Raw genomic sequence first — 1,592 nt, 5'->3', positions numbered from 1 at the left:
TCCGGATCCGGGTACGAGTACGTGTACCGCTTCGCTGAGTACGGGTACGGGGTGGATGCCGAAGTGAGGTGCTGGACCCCCATCTCTCCCGCAGGCGCGAGTGGATGTCCCACCGACCCCATGATGGAGGCAGTTCGGTGCGTCGACACGAGGCCCTCGGGGCATGGGATTGGCCGCAACCGGTTTTGCCGTCGAAGACGAAGCCATGGACGCGCAATCGGTCCGCTCCGGTGACCGAAAGCCAGGGATTACCGCGGGTTGTCGTGGTTCGCGTGAACTTCCAGTTCGCTCGCCGTCCACCTGTTCACCGGCGCGGACGGGATCACTGGCCGAACGGATTGCGGATCTGCAGGAAGTCAAATCGCCTGAAGTCACGATCGTTGGTGTGGAGGACAGTAACCCCGTGCTGGCGGAGGATGGCGGCGAGGTGGGCGTCCGGGACTAACGCCCCTCGTGGACGAACAGGGCCAGCGACCTCACGGTAGACATCCCAGAAGCCTTCTTCCTCGGCGATCAACCGGACGTGCGGGAGCGACACCAGTGAGCTCACGTTGGTCATCGCTTCCTCGGAACTCAGGGGACTCGCAAAGATCGACGAATGCGTTGCGATGCGCAGGTAGCTGATGACGGTCGGCCACGCCAGGCAGAACACCTCCGGGCCCGCGACCCACTCGAGCAGCGCCGCTCTCGCCCGCGCGTGGAGGGGGCTCGAGGCGTCGGACGCGTACAGCAACACGTTCACGTCGACCGCGAAGCTCACGAGCAACTCCTAGTCCCGCTCATCACCACCGTCTCGCTCGGCGTCGAGGATGGAATGTATGAGATCCTTGTCGCCCAGATCCACCCTGGCCCCCATGCTCCGCTGAATCCAGGCGAACGCCTTCTCCGTTTGCACCGCGTTGCGACGGCGAGCGAGCGACTCGGCGAGCAGATCCGACACCAGGCGCCCCAGCGATCTGCCCTCACGCTTCCGCAGGCGCTTCACTTCCTTCAGGATCGGGTCATCGATGTCGATCGTCGTCCGCATGATGCCCGATGATTCCTGCCGGCGCATCTGATGTCAACCCGAGCTGAGGAGACGATGCCGCCTCACGCGGACCCTGACGAGCCACCCCTGCCAGCTTGAACCGCCGATTGGCCCCGCGCCTCTGTCGCCACGCCGAATACGTGGATCTCGGGGCTTCCACATGATGCGACGGCGATTCGCAAAGGCGCTGCATCAGACCGTCCCCGCGCCCGGTGGCCTATTGCCAAACACGCGAGCACGGTTGCGGGGCGCACATGTGTCTCGTCAGTTCCCCTGCGGCTCTCCCTTCGCGACCAACTTCGACAGCGTCCTGCACGTCCGGCAGGGCACCTGCGTCGGACCGGAACGGGCCTGCAACGACGACGGCGAATAATCGGTGTGCGGGCGCGCGTCGAGCATCGCCCTGCCGCTGGTAGCGGGGCACCACCTACTTCATCATCGTCAACGGCTTCGCCAGCGAGGCGGGCAACTTCAGCTTGAGCGTCATGTAGAGGTCGCAGCAGCGGCCGGTAGATCCGAGAACGGGAGGGCGGGCCGTGCACCGAGCGGTTCGGTGGCAGGCTCG

General features: G+C 65.2%; 2 protein-coding genes. Both read right to left on the bottom strand.

Annotated elements, in window-relative coordinates; translation table 11 throughout:
* Positions 1 to 322 precede the first annotated feature (322 nt).
* Positions 323 to 760 carry a PIN domain-containing protein gene (locus tag L6Q96_17130; GenBank protein MCK6556282.1) on the bottom strand — a complete coding sequence of 146 codons (438 nt, stop codon included), beginning with the start codon at positions 758 to 760 and terminating at the stop codon, positions 323 to 325.
* A 9-nt stretch (positions 761 to 769) separates the two neighbouring features.
* On the bottom strand, positions 770 to 1,027 hold the full coding sequence (locus tag L6Q96_17125; GenBank protein ID MCK6556281.1) for an antitoxin: 258 nt from the start codon (positions 1,025 to 1,027) through the stop codon (positions 770 to 772).
* Positions 1,028 to 1,592 lie beyond the last annotated feature (565 nt).

This window comes from Candidatus Binatia bacterium (assembly GCA_023150935.1).
In the GTDB taxonomy this organism is placed as follows: Bacteria; Desulfobacterota; Binatia; order HRBIN30; family HRBIN30; genus JAKLJW01.
Note: the sequence above shows the minus strand (reverse complement) of the source record. Positions and strands in the feature narration are given on the sequence as shown.